General features: G+C 38.4%; 13 protein-coding genes. 4 read left to right on the top strand and 9 right to left on the bottom strand.

The annotated features are described in order from the left end of the window. Window positions 1-21 precede the first annotated feature (21 nt). The 5 genes from TSIB_RS00810 to wtpA form a co-directional block, all read right to left on the bottom strand. Window positions 22-2,613: an ATP-dependent helicase gene (locus tag TSIB_RS00810; RefSeq protein ID WP_012766194.1), complete on the bottom strand. Its 2,592-nt coding sequence runs from the start codon at window positions 2,611-2,613 to the stop codon at window positions 22-24. Window positions 2,614-2,658: 45 nt separating this feature from the next. After that, the gene (locus TSIB_RS00805) at window positions 2,659-3,267 is read right to left on the bottom strand and encodes an aromatic amino acid transport family protein (RefSeq protein ID WP_012766193.1); all 609 of its coding nucleotides are present in this window, start codon (window positions 3,265-3,267) and stop codon (window positions 2,659-2,661) included. A 106-nt stretch (window positions 3,268-3,373) separates the two neighbouring features. After that, complete coding sequence (gene wtpC / locus TSIB_RS00800) at window positions 3,374-4,408, bottom strand: tungstate ABC transporter ATP-binding protein WtpC (RefSeq protein ID WP_012766192.1); 1,035 nt, start codon at window positions 4,406-4,408, stop codon at window positions 3,374-3,376. Continuing rightward, window positions 4,401-5,147 (bottom strand): tungstate ABC transporter permease WtpB, encoded by a 747-nt coding sequence (wtpB, locus tag TSIB_RS00795; RefSeq protein ID WP_012766191.1) that lies wholly within the window; start codon window positions 5,145-5,147, stop codon window positions 4,401-4,403. Before wtpB ends, wtpC begins: the two co-directional genes overlap by 8 nt. 31 nt (window positions 5,148-5,178) lie before the next feature. After that, window positions 5,179-6,237: a tungstate ABC transporter substrate-binding protein WtpA gene (wtpA, locus tag TSIB_RS00790; protein WP_012766190.1), complete on the bottom strand. Its 1,059-nt coding sequence runs from the start codon at window positions 6,235-6,237 to the stop codon at window positions 5,179-5,181. Window positions 6,238-6,369: 132 nt separating this feature from the next. Here wtpA and TSIB_RS00785 point away from each other — a divergent pair, with 132 nt between their 5' ends. From TSIB_RS00785 to TSIB_RS00770, 4 genes are all read left to right on the top strand, one after another. Then, window positions 6,370-7,674: a 2,3-phosphoglycerate synthetase gene (locus TSIB_RS00785; RefSeq protein ID WP_012766189.1), complete on the top strand. Its 1,305-nt coding sequence runs from the start codon at window positions 6,370-6,372 to the stop codon at window positions 7,672-7,674. Further along, window positions 7,671-8,573 carry a 2-phosphoglycerate kinase gene (locus tag TSIB_RS00780; RefSeq protein WP_012766188.1) on the top strand — a complete coding sequence of 301 codons (903 nt, stop codon included), beginning with the start codon at window positions 7,671-7,673 and terminating at the stop codon, window positions 8,571-8,573. Before TSIB_RS00785 ends, TSIB_RS00780 begins: the two co-directional genes overlap by 4 nt. Before the next feature lie 62 nt (window positions 8,574-8,635). Then, entirely contained in the window at window positions 8,636-9,043 is a 408-nt protein-coding gene (locus TSIB_RS00775) for a CBS domain-containing protein (RefSeq protein ID WP_048160128.1), read from the top strand. Between the two features lie 5 nt (window positions 9,044-9,048). Beyond that, complete coding sequence (locus TSIB_RS00770) at window positions 9,049-10,563, top strand: metallophosphoesterase family protein (protein ID WP_012766186.1); 1,515 nt, start codon at window positions 9,049-9,051, stop codon at window positions 10,561-10,563. Here TSIB_RS00770 and TSIB_RS00765 read toward each other — a convergent pair. The 4 genes from TSIB_RS00765 to TSIB_RS00750 are packed head-to-tail and all read right to left on the bottom strand — an operon-like array spanning window position 10,560 to window position 13,518. Then, window positions 10,560-11,030, bottom strand: coding sequence for a hypothetical protein (locus TSIB_RS00765; protein WP_012766185.1), 471 nt, complete (start codon window positions 11,028-11,030; stop codon window positions 10,560-10,562). The two genes, TSIB_RS00770 and TSIB_RS00765, sit on opposite strands and share 4 nt — an antisense overlap. A gap of 51 nt (window positions 11,031-11,081) precedes the next feature. After that, window positions 11,082-11,675 carry a potassium channel family protein gene (locus TSIB_RS00760; RefSeq protein WP_012766184.1) on the bottom strand — a complete coding sequence of 198 codons (594 nt, stop codon included), beginning with the start codon at window positions 11,673-11,675 and terminating at the stop codon, window positions 11,082-11,084. Continuing rightward, window positions 11,662-12,279: a potassium channel family protein gene (locus TSIB_RS00755; RefSeq protein ID WP_012766183.1), complete on the bottom strand. Its 618-nt coding sequence runs from the start codon at window positions 12,277-12,279 to the stop codon at window positions 11,662-11,664. Before TSIB_RS00755 ends, TSIB_RS00760 begins: the two co-directional genes overlap by 14 nt. A 51-nt stretch (window positions 12,280-12,330) precedes the next feature. Then, entirely contained in the window at window positions 12,331-13,518 is a 1,188-nt protein-coding gene (locus TSIB_RS00750) for a magnesium transporter (RefSeq protein WP_081432771.1), read from the bottom strand. Between the last annotated feature and the right edge of the window lie 109 nt (window positions 13,519-13,627).

Genomic DNA, 13,627 nt, shown 5'->3' with positions numbered 1-13,627 from the left:
TATTACTTCTCAACATTGTATTTAAACCTTTTCCCCTATTAGCTTCATGATTTTGCTGTGCAGCTGTTTGATAAGCTCCCTTCTGTCCTCCATCAGCACAACATCACTAGCTCCAATCACTTCAAGATTAAAGGCAAAAGGCGAGGGCAATTCATTATGCTCTACCACCACTTTTATCTTTCCTTCCTTAACCCAGCTCAAGAAGAGTTCTGCATTCTCTATATCCATCTTATCCTCCATTATCTCCCTGTAAACTTCTTTCAAAAGTGGAAAATCTGGGTAGTTTTTCTTCAAAAGCCTCAAGAGAGTTTGTGCATTTAACTGCTGTCTGCTTAAGCTCTTCTTTCTCCCCATATATCTTCTAAGAATAAGCAAACCTCTGTTTGCTACATGCCTGAAACGTCTCTTTAAAAGCTCTGTATTGTCCAATGCTCTCTTTAAGGTTTCCCTCACATTCTCAATCTGAAATAGCTCCCTAATTTCTTCCTCGTTTAAGATCTTTTCCTTAGGAAGGATAAGCATGAACCCGTTATCACTTATTGCTATTCCAACATTCGTTTTCTTCTTTTTGCTGATGATGTAGGCAAAGGCCCTGCTCAAAGCTTCATTGGCCCTTCTCCCTATCAGTGTGTGGAAGAAGTATTTAACTCTCCTTTCATCAAAGATCCCCTCAACAAGAAGAAGTTCGTCATCTGGGATAGTTGAATACCTCTCCTGTTCTCTAAAATACCCCAAAATGGCCCTTGCGGCCTTTTCATCAATTTTGTACTTTCTTATGAGAAGCGACTTTGCTCTTTTACTGCTTAGAAGGGCCTTAACCTCTCTTCTAAAACGCTGCACGTCCAAAGCTAGGTCAAAACTTAAGGGCAGCATTTCAGAAAACCATGCTGGAATTGTTGGCTTTGCTCCTTCCTTTGGCTGAACATAAACTCTATTCGCTCTTGATTTTTTAAATTCGTAGGTTCTGCCAGACAGAACAAAAATATCCCCCGGCATTAATCTTTCTGCAAATTCTTCTTCAACAGTTCCAATAAAATGCTTATCAAGGGTAAAAACTTCGATTTTTGCCTCATCTGGGATTGTCCCGGTGTTCATATAGTAGATGGCCCGTGTCATTTTGCCCCTTCTACCAAATTTCCCTTCTTCTTCATCAAACCAGACCTTTGCATAGACTTTCTTCTCTTCCAAACCTGCATATTCGCCAGCCAAGTAACGTAAAACACTCACAAAGTCATCAAAGCTTAAATTACGATATGGATATGCCCTTCTAACAAGGTTGTATGCTTCATTTATATCCCACACCCTTTCCAGAGCTATCCCAAGCACATGTTGCACAAGGACATCCAGTGGATTTTGGGGAATTTTAATCCTGTCAAGCCTCCTACTTCTTGCATTATGTGCTAAAACAGCACATTCCACCAAATCATCCCTATCCAAAACGAGGATTATCCCCCTACTTACCTCATGCAACCTATGACCTGCCCTTCCGATTCTTTGAAGTGCTCTATTAACACTCTTTGGTGAGCCAATGAGGACAACCAAATCTATTGTGCCTATGTCAATCCCGAGCTCCAAACTGGTTGAGCTGATCACTGATTTCAACTCTCCTCTCTTCAATTTCTCCTCTACTTCAAGCCTAACGTCCCTAGAAAGGCTCGAATGGTGAGTTTCAATTAATTCCGCATATTTAGGATACTTTTTCTTAAGGTGATATGCAACCCTTTCAGCCCCGCTCCTCGTGTTTGTAAATATTAACGTTGTTCTATGCTGCTCTATAAGTTCATCCAAGCGTTTATATAGAGCCCCACTCAGCTCATTAGCTGGGGCATAGATTAAGTCTTCCACCACGCTCTCAACTTTGATTTCAGTCTGCTTTGCAAAGCTAACATCTACAACTAAACCGGAACGAGGAGTACCATCATCATTAAAGCCAAAAACAAATTTAGCAACTTCTTCTAGAGGGTGTATCGTTGCGCTTAAGCCAATTCTAACAAAATCACCAGCCAGATTTTGGAGCCGTTCTAAACTCAGAGCCAAATGAGTCCCTCTCTTGTTCTCAGCTAAAGCGTGGACCTCATCAACGATAACATATTTGACTGTTTTTAACCTCTGACTGAACTTGGGAGCATTTAGAGCTATAGCCAAGCTTTCGGGAGTTGTTATCAAAATATGAGGTGGCTTTTTTACCATTTTCTGCTTTTTATAGCTTGATGTGTCACTTGTCCTCACTGCAACCCTTATTTCTGGAAGCTCATAGCCCAGTTCCTTATAAATTTGTCTTATCTCACTCAACGGCTCATCAAGGTTCCTCCTTATATCATTGTTCAAGGCCCTAAGTGGAGATACATAGAGAACGTAAATCTTGTCTTCAAGCTTACCTTCTTTTCCCAGAAGAACAAGCTCATTTATGGCGGCGAGAAAAGCGGATAAAGTTTTCCCACTACCCGTTGGTGAAGATATAAGAACATTCTCCCCCTTGTGAATCTCAACAACTGCATATCTCTGGGGGGGTGTAAATGTTCCAAATTTCCGTTTAAACCATTCTCTAATAGGTTCATCCAGTATAGCATAAATTTCATCATCGCTGTATTCCCTGGTAGCAAACCTTATCATGACTCCTCATCTATCTTACATAGGCGAACTTTAAAAATTTTGATTCTATTTTCGAACCAAATTATTTATCGATACAAAATTAAATATTAACAGAAAAACCACAGAGAAGAGTGAACTACCCTGCCCTTTCGGAAGGGGACTTCTCACCCGATGGGTTAAATTCTTCTCATTAATCTTACCTAAAACAAGACTTATTGAAAGTACAAGGGCTAAAAGGAGGACCCCCGTAAGAGTTAGTTCTGCCTCTCCAGAAACCTTAAGTCCCATAAAAACTATCAGGCTCATTAAACTCCAAAAGACAATGGCCGCAATCTCGGGCCTAATGCCAACTAAGGATGATATAATATCAGCACTTCCAGCTATATACGCTATAAGAGCCCCATAGGCTAAAGCAGAAATGCTCAAGAACATCACAACTCCACCCATCTTTCCCAAATGTTCCTCGGTGAGCTTTGAAAGGCTCTTTCCTAGGTTCTTGGAAGCAACTTCAAGGACAAAGAGAGCAGTTAAAAGTGTCATCAACCCCAGATTCAATAACCACAAAAACTCCAAGAAACCTGCTCCCCTCAATGCATACGGCAATCCCAAAACACCCGCTCCAATTTGAGTTCCTATGAGCATTGCACTTGCTTCAGCCAATGTTAACCTCTTCATGTTCCCACCAATTGTGAAAGAAATTCATAGCATATAAAAGACTTGCTATATATAAAGAAAATATTCCTAAAAGACAAATAAATGCACCTAAGTATGCTTGTATCCATTAGAAGACATGAATCGCCGTTGCTTTAAAGCTTAGATAAACCTCTTTATCCTCCTTAATTTCCATCTCAAGAAGGGATGAGCGGGTTATAAATGCCCTGAGCTCGATTCCTCCAATATCAAGAGTCAGTCTTACTAAGGATCCCAGATCCTCAACCGCCAGAACTTTAGCTTTGAATTCATTTCTTGCAGAACTTTTTATAGGTTCACTTGATATTATGATGTCTTCCGGCCTTATACCAATTCTAACTTTTCCTTTGACCTCTATGGGAAGTTCAATTAAAATGCCATTAGTCTTCAAAACTCTCCCCTCTCCAATTCCCTCAATTATATTCTCAAAGCCGAGGAATTTTGCCACTTCTTCATTTTTCGGCCTTCCAAATACTTCTCTAACTTCTCCAGTTTGAATTAATTTTCCATTCAACATAACCCCTACTCTATCTCCCAAGCTTACTGCCTCCTCAAAGGAATGGGTCACGTGAAGAGCCGTAAAATTTAGCTCCTTATGCCAGTATTTCATTTCTTGAATAAGCTTAGATCTAGTTTGAATATCCAGGTTTGCAAATGGTTCATCAAGAAGAAGAAGTTTCGGCTCCAAAACCAAGGCCCTTGCAATGGCAACTCTTTGAGCCTCCCCACCACTCAATGTTTTTGGTTTTCTGTGCAGGAGGTGAGAAATTCCAAGGATTTCTCCAATTTCCTTAACTTTTTTGTCAATTTCATTCTTTGGAATTTTTTTCAGCTTTAATCCGTAAGCTATATTATCGTAGACTTTCATGTGCGGAAAGAGAGCATAGTTCTGAGGGATATAAGCTAATTTTCTCTTTTCAGGCGGCAAAAATGTTATATCATTGCCATTCATGAAAATTCTTCCAGAATCCGGAACAAAAATTCCAGCAATGAGCTCAAGTAGAAGTGTCTTTCCAGCACCACTTGGGCCTAAAATTATCAAATACTCTCTGTTTTTCACTTCAAAGGTAATATCGTGGAGCTTAAATTCCCCCCAGTTTTTGCTAATGTTCTCAACCCTAAGCATTTCTTGACCTCCCCACAAGCCACCTTAAGATAACAAATATGCTCAGGCTCAGCAGCACGAGAATAACTGAAATTGGCCTTGATGCCCTTAACCCATAATTGTTAAAGTACTCCATAACCAGAATTTGAGCTGTTTTTGGGTAATATGATATGATAAGAATCGCACCGACTTCACTTATTGCCCTTGCCCATGTCATTATTGCACCGCTTAAAATTGAAGACATAGCCATAGGAAGAGAAATCGTAAAAAATGCTCTGAGCTTACTGGCTCCCAAAGTTCTCGCGACGTGCTCAAGTTTCTCATCCACTGCTAAAAATCCATCCCTAGCAGCGTTAATTGTGAAGGGTGCAGAAACAAAAAGCATTGCCATAATTATCCCTAGATAACTATCCAAAATCTTGTTTGAGAAAGTTACAAGGAGCATAATACCAACGACGGAATGAGGAATCACAATCGGAACATCAACAACGGCTTGAACAAAGCTTTTACCCTTAAACTCTTTTCTTGCAAGAATATAACCTAAAGGTACTCCAAAAAACAGGGAAATTAACATTGTAGCTGTTGAAGTTAGAAGGGAGTTTCTAAGAGCAATTAAAACAAGTTCATCTTTTAAGGTTCTCATCAACATTTCCCAGTCAAAAAGCTGCTTACTTACAATAACAACTAAGGGCAAGAGAATATACAAAATCATGAAAGTGCCTATCAAAGCAAAGAACCCCGTTACATAGTCACGCTTCATATATTCACCTCTGAAAAGAGAGATAAAAAGTTTAGCCTTCAACTTTCACCTCATCCTTAATTTCTTCTGGAACGTTTCCAAACCCCACAGGTGGCCATATAAAATCGTGATAGTTCTTCTCAAAAATCTCCTTACCTTTTTCACTCAACATGAAGCGAAGGTACTGGAGAGCAAGTTCCCTACCAGAAGTATCTTTCAACACTGTGATTCCATAAACAATTGGTTCTGCTTTAATAGTATTTCCAGTCGAGCCTAATGTTATTGAAATCCGCTCATAATGCTCCGCTAAACTAAATTCCTTTAGGTTAATCTCTCTTGGCAGTGCAATGAATCTCAGGTTGTGCTGCATTGCAACGCTTTTGTAAATGAAATAATAATCTAAACTACCGCTCTCTACTAAACCTGTCAAATCCGTTTCCTTTGGCCTTATAACAACTTTATCGGTTTTAATTTGAATATCTTTCGGGGCGATTATGTTGCTTCCTTCAGCGTAGATATTCGTGTTCTTCTCTACAAGAGTTTTGAAGATGGGTTTTCCATAATAAAGATCAGCAAGTTTCATTACCATAATGCTGCGGTAGCCACAGGGGTCCTGATTCGGATCACTGAAGCCAAAAGAAACGTCTTCTCTTGCTAAAATTTCATACCAATTTTCAGAAGTTATCTCATCAGCATATTTGCTCTTATCTGTAAAGGCAATTACAATTTCATTAGTTGCAAAGAGGACATAGAAATCTGTGAAGTTAGGCAGCAACAGCTGGGGAATTAGAGTATAATCGGCCACAGCCACTATATCAGCTTTTTTCCCCAAGTCGGTGACTTTTCTAACTGCCATCACACTCCCGCTTGCCTCTGCTTGAATCTCTAAATCATAACCAAGACTCCTCTTGGAGTATTCTTTAAAAGCCTCACTAACATCGTTTAAGGGTTCGCTCAGAGAACCAGCGTGAAAAATTTTCAAAGTTGCTCTTATAAGTTCCCCTTCTGCTGTAGAAGAGTCTTGCTTATCTTTGACTTCTCCCCCAATACAACCACTTGCAATCAGCCCAAGAAAGAGAACCCCTAAGATGATTAAAGACACAGTCTTCATAACACCACCACAAAAATAGTCAACTTTGAATATTTAAACATTTTGAGTAAATAACCATATTAAAGTTAAGTCAAATTATTTACTCCAGAAGGATTTTTATACTTGAATTCCTAAACTTCTAAAGGTGAGAGAATGAGAATGGTGCTTATAGATGGAGAGCACTATCCCGATGTAACTGCGTGGGCCATAAAAAAGATTGGAGATGTCTCATGTGCAGTTTTCCTAGGCGGCACAGAAAAGATAGGGGATATGAAATCCCTAGAAGAAAAGATAGGTGTTAAATTGTATTATGGCGAGAGCTATATTTCGAATATTAAAAAAGCCATTAACGAAAATAAGATTGGGGAAGTTATCGATCTGAGTGATGAGCCGGTGCTGAATTATGAAGACCGCTTTAGAATAGCTGCAGTACTATTAAAACATGGTATAAAATACAAAGGAGCTGATTTTGAGTTTTCTCCAAAAGAAATGGTCCAAATTAACAAGCCAAGCCTTACAATACTTGGAACAGGAAAGAGAGTTGGAAAAACAGCTATAAGTGGATTCGTTGCGAGAACACTAAAAGAGATCTCAAAGCCAATAATAGTAACAATGGGACGAGGAGGCCCAGAAGAACCAGAAATAATTGAAGGAAATAAACTGGAGATCACCCCCGATTTCCTAGTTAGGGTAGCAGAATCAGGCAAACACGCCGCCTCAGACCATTTTGAAGATGCCCTAACTTCAAGAGTTATCACTATAGGTTGCAGAAGATGTGGAGGCGGAATGGTCGGATTTAGCTTCTTTGATATAGTTAATAAAGGAATAAAACTTGCAGAAAAGCTTGAAGGGGATATTGTGATATTAGAGGGAAGTGGAGCCACGTTTCCAGCTGTTAAAGCAGATAAATACATAACTGTGGTGGGAGCCACGCAAAGGATTGAGTTTATAAAAAGCTATTTTGGGCCATTCAGAATTGGCCTTGCAGATTTAATTGTTATAACTCTCGCGGATATGGTAAGCAAAGAAAAGATTGAAAAAATTCAAAAGATTATAGAGAGTATAAATCCAGATGCGGAGATCCACTTGACTGCATTTAAACCAAGGCCCTTAAGTGAGATAAAAGGTAAAAAGGCAATTCTTGTAATGACTGCCCCTCCAGAAGGGTTAGAAAAAGCAGCTAGACACTTAGAAAATCGTTATGATGTGGAGATCGTCGGCAAAAGTGCCAACCTTGCCAATCGCCCCAAGTTAATTGAGGATTTAAGTCGATTTAAGTATTATGATACAGTTCTTGTTGAGTTGAAAGCCGCCGCCGTAGATGTTGCCACAAAAGAAGCCCTAAAGTATGGAAAAGAAGTTATATACATTGACAACGAACCGGTAAATATAGATAACAAGAATTTGAGAGAAGCTGTGTTAGAAATTGGGTGGGAACTTAAGGGGGAGAGAAAATGATAATTGTAATTGATCCTGAAAAAAATACAAGAATACCTTTCTCTAGAGGAATCCTAACTAGATCTATAACCACCACAGGGGTTGATGTGGGTATAGCTTATTCTATAGCAACTGAAATAGTAAAAGACCTTCAAAGAAAAAAGATAAAATTGATAACAAAAGAGGAAATTAGAAAGATAACGTATGAAAAACTCATAGGACACGGTTTAAAAGACGCTGCCAGAAAATACCTCTTTTGGCATGAACTTAGAAGACTAAAATATCCAATGATAATACTCATAGGTGGAGCAACAGGAGTTGGAAAATCTACCCTAGCTACAGAACTAGCCTTTAGACTTGGAATAAGAACAGTTATTGGCACAGACACCATTAGAGAGGTCATGAGAAAAATGATAAACAAAGAGCTTTTACCATCAATACATACTTCCTCATTTTTAGCCTGGAAAGAACTTAAAAACTTACCAAGAAACGTGGATCCTCTTATATATGGTTTTGAAACCCAGGTGAGGTACACTAGCGTTGGAATCAATGCAGTCATAGAACGTTCATACAAAGAGGGATTTAATACAATAATCGAGGGCATTCATCTCGTCCCTGGTTATGTATCACTCAATGATAGGAGTTTTATGTATTTGATCAGTTTAAAGAGCCCAGATGCCCTTGAAGCGAGATTTTATGAACGAGCCCATTATAGCCTTCGACCAGCAGAGTATTACATAAAAAATATTGAAGAGATCATTCACATTCAAGAGTATTTAATCAAAAAAGCAAGAGAATATGAAATTCCGATAATAGAAAACATTGAGCTTGAGAGATCCATAAATAACATAATGGCCCATTTAATGGAAGACATATCTAAAAGGCTTAAAGAAAGGGGGATTAAATTGAAAATAGAATAACAAAAACTCTTTTATCTTTTAACAAAGTATTAATATTTAGAAGTCATTTTATGGTGGTCCCAATGGATGAAAATGCTCCAATTAAAGTTTACATGACAAAGAAACTCATTGCTGTTAAACCAGATGACACCATTCAAGAGGCCTGCAGAGTTATGGTGGAATTTGACATCGGCTCTCTTGTAGTTGTTGATAATGGCAATGTTGTGGGCTTCTTCACAAAAAGTGACATTATAAGGAGGGTGATTGTTCCCGGCTTAGCTTACAATACTCCTGTAGCGGAGATCATGTCAAAGGAATTAATTACTGTGAATGCGAATGTTCCTTTAAAAAAAGTTTTAGAAATAATGGCAGCAAAAAGGATAAAGCACATGCTCATTGAAGAGGAAGGAAAAGTTGTAGGAATCTTCACTCTAAGTGATCTCCTTGAAGCTAGCAGAAGAAAACTTGAAACAGCCATTTCGGCAGAGTGATCATCATGATAAAGATAGCTCATATAAGTGACACCCATATAACAAGCGGAGAAGCTTACAAAGGATATGCCTACGACCTAATAGCCAATGAGATAAACACTCTAGATTACAACTTAGTTATCCACACAGGAGACGTTACAAATGATGGGTTAAGAGAAGAATATGAAAGAGCGAGTTATGAACTGAAAAAGATACAAAAACCTCTTATTGTGCTTCCTGGTAACCACGATGCCAGAAATGTTGGATATGAACTCTTTCAAAAGTATATCGGACCATTAAATGGTATATATGAGTGGAAAGACCTAGTGATAATCTGGACAGATTCAACAATCCCTGATTTGAATGACGGAAGAATAGGTGGATACAAATTTCGCTGGCTCAAAGAGAAGCTCGAAGAATATTCCCACAAGAAATTTAAGATCGTCGCCTCACATCACCATTTAGTGCCTTTACCTGACACTGGAAGAGAAAGAAACGTCCTTTTTAATGCAGGCGATGTATTGGAGTTGCTCCTCAAACATGAGGTTAATCTTTATTTGTGTGGCCACAAGCATGTCCCTAACATCTACAGTGTGGAAGGTCTTGTAGTAGCAAACTCTGGATGCACCTCATGTCGAAAAACAAGAAAAGGAGATGTAAACAGTTATAACATGATCAAAATTAAAGACAATGGAAAAATATCAGTGACAATCAAACGAGTGACAGAGGATATTCATAAAAGGGACTTCACAGTTAAGAAACAAAGGATTTTTATTCCCAGAAAGAAGAGGCTGTTTAGGATTATCCAAATTAGTGAAAGTAATGTCTCGGATAGGATATACTTTAGAGAAAAGGTGCTAAAAAACGCCATAAAAGCTATCAACGAGAGATATAAACCAGATCTAGTAGTTCACTGCGGGGATATAGTGGAAGTTGGGATTGAGAGATATTATAAAAAGGCCTATGCTCTTTGGGAAAAGATAAAGGGTAAGAAAATTATTGTTCCAGGACATAATGACATAACTTACTTGGGCTACGAGCTGTTTAGAGAATATTTTGGAGAACCTGAAATTATAGAAAATGAGAACTTCACTTTCATACCAATTATATCGGCCCAATACGAAACCCCAATAGGGGTGGTAGGAAGAATAGGTCAAAAAATCCTTAGAGAGCACTTGAAAAAATACGAGGATACCTTCAGAGTTATAATTATGCATCACAATATAACCCCAATACCCAAAAGCCGGGAAATAGGATTTTTAGAGGACGGAGGAAACGTTTTGAAGATATTGACCGATGAAAAAGCAAATTTAGTTCTAACAGGCCATGGTGGAAATAGTCTAGGAATGAAGATAGAACAAACACCAATAGTAAATGCTGGTTCAATAAGTTGGGAGCTCCACAGAAATCCCTTTGGAAATTCATTTAATTTGATAGATATCTACGAAGATATGATCGCAGCCTTTGAAATCCAAGCAACTTGGGGATCTAGAAAGCTCCTAGGAATATGGAAAATTAAAACAGAGATGCCATGGGATTAACCAAAGAAGGCACCCATCATGTCCATCTGCTCTTCAGAAAATCCTTTAACCTTAAATTCAGGCATTTTATCAATTAACTCAGCATATCTCTCCTCGCTTACCTTCTCTGAGGCCCCATTTTTTATATAAAATGCCTTCAGAATACCCTCCGCTTTATAAGCAACTAAAAACTCTCCAGTTTCTATGTTTCCAAAGTCTACGAATATAGCATTGCCACCAGTGTAAGGCTTCTTACACTTAAAGGGAACACTCGCAGAGTTTAACATAGCATCTCCAAGCGCAAAGTTTGCTTTTTTACCATTTATTTCAGTCCAAAAAGGAATGCCCTCAAAGTCACCTTCCACCACTACAAGGGTTTTTTGTCCATCAAATTCTATAACCGGAGCACCCTTATTCTCAAGTATATGAAAAAGTTCCTCAATTGTCTCAGCATTCTTTAAACTTGCAACGAATCCTTCAACTTTCATGTCAATCCCTCCATTTTTCTTTCCAAAAGAAATAAGCGAAGAGATTTATAATTATTCCTCCTCTATAAACTCGCCTTCTTCACCCTTTTCATTGGAAAGTTCTCTCAAACGATCAATACCAGAACCAACTGCTATGAGTATATCCCCTTCTTCAATAATTTCGTCTTTTGAAGGGTTGTAAATATAACGAGACCCTCTTTTTATTGCTATTAGCCTAATACCAACTTTTGTAGGGAGTTTAAGCTGTTTTAAGGGATTTCCAATGAGTATTGAGCCTTTGTTAACTTTAACCCTGCCAATTTCCTCATCAACATCATGCATTATCTTTCTTATCACCGGATGAGGTTCCACATCCCTAAGAACTAAATCTGAAATCTCATATGCAGAATCAGATATCTGCTCATTGATATTGGCCATCTCAATTATGCTTAACAACTTCTCGGGATCTTCTTCATATTTAGCAGCCCTTAAAGCCAGTTTTTTAACTTTAAGCGTGAGTTCATCCATCTTCTCCTCAAGAATATAAACTTCATCAGCTATATCCTCACTATCATACATAACTGAAGAAAATGCAAGGTCTACCATAAGGGAAGAGAGGTTTTTCATTTCTATCAAGCAGTCTTTAATCTCCTCAAGCTCTTTCATCGCCAATCACCCTGATAATACCTCTAGCAATTTCCTTAAGATGTCCCACAGATGTTTGAGTACCCCTACCAATAAGTACATCACCAGGTTTTATCTTAAAGTCCTTATCCGGAGCGAATATCCACCTCTTACCCCTTCTAACAGCGATTATCCAGACACCTGTATTGCTTGCCAATTTTAAGTCTCCCAGAGTCTTCCCCACTAGAATTGACTCTTGTGTAACTGTTATTTTAGCTATAACCTCCTCACTTTCCATTATTGCTTCTGTAATAACGGGGTGAAGTGCAATACCTTCTAAAACCATTTTGGCCAAATCACCAGCAGCATTCGATATGTCTTCTATAGAATTGGCCATTTGTAATACGGAAGTTATCTGTTCGGCCTCTTTTGGGTTTCTTGCTGCCAAAACTGCATGAGTCATTAAATGATAATTCAAGAGATCCATTCTTTCCTCGAGATCCAGCACTTCTTCGGCTATCTCTTTATCTCCGAAGAGAATTGATGTATAAGCAAGGTCAACCATGAGTTCGACAATGTTTTTCATCTCTATGAAGATTTCTTTAACGCTTTTAGGTTGATATTCAAATTCCTCAAATTCCTCCATCTACCTATCCTCCCACTTTTATCTCATTCATTGTTTTCTTTTAAGGTTTTCTTAAACAATCAGATGAGCAACAACTACCGTGAAGAGTGTTGAAAATATATCGGCCAAAGTTGTTATCGTGGGAACGGTGGCATTATCAGGATCTAAACCTAACCTATCAAAGGTTATTGCTAAAAAATACGCCATCCACATAACCCCGAATGTCAGAAGGGGATAGAGTAGCAAGAACGGTTTTACCAATCCAATCTGCGTATTGAGTGTAAGTTTAACAACGCCAATTGCAATCAAATTTGCTAATATTCCCAATATGGCAGCTAAAATAGTATAAAGGGAAATTTCAATTGCCGTTGTTTTGTTAAAAAGTTTCTCTATTTCCCCGAGGTGTATCCTAGTAGATGTTTTTGCTCCTATTACTGACCCCAGATTTCCAGTACTATCAAGTATCGCTGGATACATAACACTGAAAATTATTGAAGCGTGAATTATCTCACTATAACTCTCCAAAAGTGTTCCAGATATGCTTGAAATAAATGCCAATGCTCCCACAATGCTTAATACTTCAACGAAGATCTTCCTCTCCCGTTTTCCAATTTTAGACCCCTTGCTCACTATTAATGAGAGAATTACACCAAGAACCAGAAGGAGGTAAAAAGTCTTAGGGTTGCCCTCATATAGGAACATGAAACCAACCAAAAGTGGGATAGTAATCAAATCAGCTATAGAAGTCACTATAGGTGCAGCTACTGCATCCGGGTCTATACCTTTTTTAAACGGGATTATAGTAGCTAAAGCAGTTGAATATCCTAACAAAAGACTCGTAAATAGAGTGGAGGTTATTACTATCAAAAAGACAGCAACTGCAGTTCCAACTTCTCTAATTTTAATCACGCCTACAAGCCAAAGTATAGTAACAGGAAGTAATGAGAGAAGTATAGAAATGAAAATATTCTTAACAACGTTTTTGTCCTTCAGAGCTGGATTCATTTCACCTAAATGGAGCATAGTTGTAAAACGGGAAGCTAAAGATCCATATATATTTCCTCTAAGCCCCATGAGGCCAGGGAGAATAACAAGAATTATTGGATATTCAACCATTATCTTCTCAAAGAATTTTCCAAGAAACGCTCCAGCAAAAAAGTCAAGGAGTAAGCATAAGAATAATGCTGGAAACGAAGCTAGGATAATTTCTCTTAACAATCCTCCTATTCCCCCTGACGAACCTACTCGAACTACTGCCACTTATCTCACTCTCCATCTTTTTGTTCCTCCTGCTGCTTTTCTCTTATTATAACTCTCAAAAAATCCTATAAAAAGGTTTTGGTAACTCTAACTCAAGAAAAAACTAATG

Origin of the sequence: Thermococcus sibiricus MM 739 (assembly GCF_000022545.1) — an archaeon.
Taxonomy (GTDB): domain Archaea; phylum Methanobacteriota_B; class Thermococci; order Thermococcales; family Thermococcaceae; genus Thermococcus_A; species Thermococcus_A sibiricus.
This window is presented reverse-complemented; position numbering and strand designations above follow the sequence as displayed.